The organism is Curtobacterium sp. MCBA15_016 (assembly GCF_001865105.1).
Classification (GTDB): domain Bacteria; phylum Actinomycetota; class Actinomycetes; order Actinomycetales; family Microbacteriaceae; genus Curtobacterium.
In genome coordinates this window covers 1725-2853 of the sequence record NZ_MJGR01000035.1, presented here as the reverse complement: position 1 = coordinate 2853, position 1129 = coordinate 1725, and the positions used below count along the sequence as shown (strand labels likewise).

General features: G+C 73.1%; 2 protein-coding genes. Both read right to left on the bottom strand.

Going from position 1 to position 1129, the window contains the following annotated elements:
• Positions 1-47: 47 nt before the first annotated feature.
• Positions 48-437 (bottom strand): hypothetical protein, encoded by a 390-nt coding sequence (locus tag BIV03_RS15760; protein ID WP_071296379.1) that lies wholly within the window; start codon positions 435-437, stop codon positions 48-50.
• Between the two features lie 9 nt (positions 438-446).
• Complete coding sequence (locus tag BIV03_RS19820; protein WP_175475901.1) at positions 447-1028, bottom strand: hypothetical protein; 582 nt, start codon at positions 1026-1028, stop codon at positions 447-449.
• Between the last annotated feature and the right edge of the window lie 101 nt (positions 1029-1129).

Here is a 1129-nt window from a genome sequence, read left to right as displayed (position 1 = left end):
CGCGCCTCCCGTCCGTCCTCGGTGCGTCGAGGGCGGCACGGCCTCCGTCAGCCGGGGGTCGCGACGTGCTCGTCCGCATCGGGACCGGCCGACTCGTCGACCGGTCCGCCGATGCCCTCGACGAGCCGGATCGTCACCTCGACCAGGTCGGCTGGGGCGCCCGTCCGCTCGTCGACCAGGTCACGGATGCGCTCGCCCACCTCACGGACCGTCTCCGGTGCCGGACGTGCGTCGTCGACGGCGATCCCCGCCCCGATCCGGAGCGCCGACCCGTCGCGGTGCACGTCGACGAGCACGTCGGGCTCCTGCAGCGCGAAGGTCGACGCGACGGCCTCCGCGGCCGCGTGCACGATCGGCCTCGTCGGGTACACGCCCGTGACGCCGGGGACGCTCCGGATCCGGTCGGTGAGGGCTCGGGACAGCGCTTCGTCGCTCACGTCGGGCTCCTACGGCAGGTAGACGTCGTCGAACACCACGTCGACGGACGCAACGGTCAGGGTGGTGTGGCGTGCGAGCGCCGCGGCGATCCGCACCCGGAGGCGGTCGGCGGTCTCGTCCGCGGGCGCCCCGTAGACGAGTCCGGCGGTCACGCGCACGTGGACGGGGGCCCCGGGGTCGCCGAGTTCACCGTCGAGTGTGCAGCTGCCCATCACGACCCCGCCCATCGTGTCGCCGGTCCGCCGGACCAGTCCACGGACGGCGGCCTCGGTCATGGACAGGCGGAGTCGGGGATCGGGGTGGGGGACGGGCACGTCCCGACCGGGGCGGACCTCGGAGCGGATCGTCGCGAGCAACCGGTCGACCCAGTCGGTCTCACGGTCCGGCTCGGCGTCGGCCCGGTACTGCAGGGCGCCGAGGGAGAGCTCGCGCAGCCGCTCCATGTTCGACAGGGCGAGTCGGCAGGAGGCGGAGCCCTCGATGGCGGGGTCGCGTGGTGACCGGCCACGATCGAGGTACTCCGCGAGCTCCTCCATCGTGTGACCGTCGAGGTCGTCCTCGGGCACGGGGACATCGTCGATGTCGCTCATCGCCATGCCTCCATCTCCACGGTCAGGAACCGACGGGCACGAGCGAGCAGCCCACGCACCGTCGACACCGGCAGCTCGAGTTCGTCGGCGATCTGCTGGTA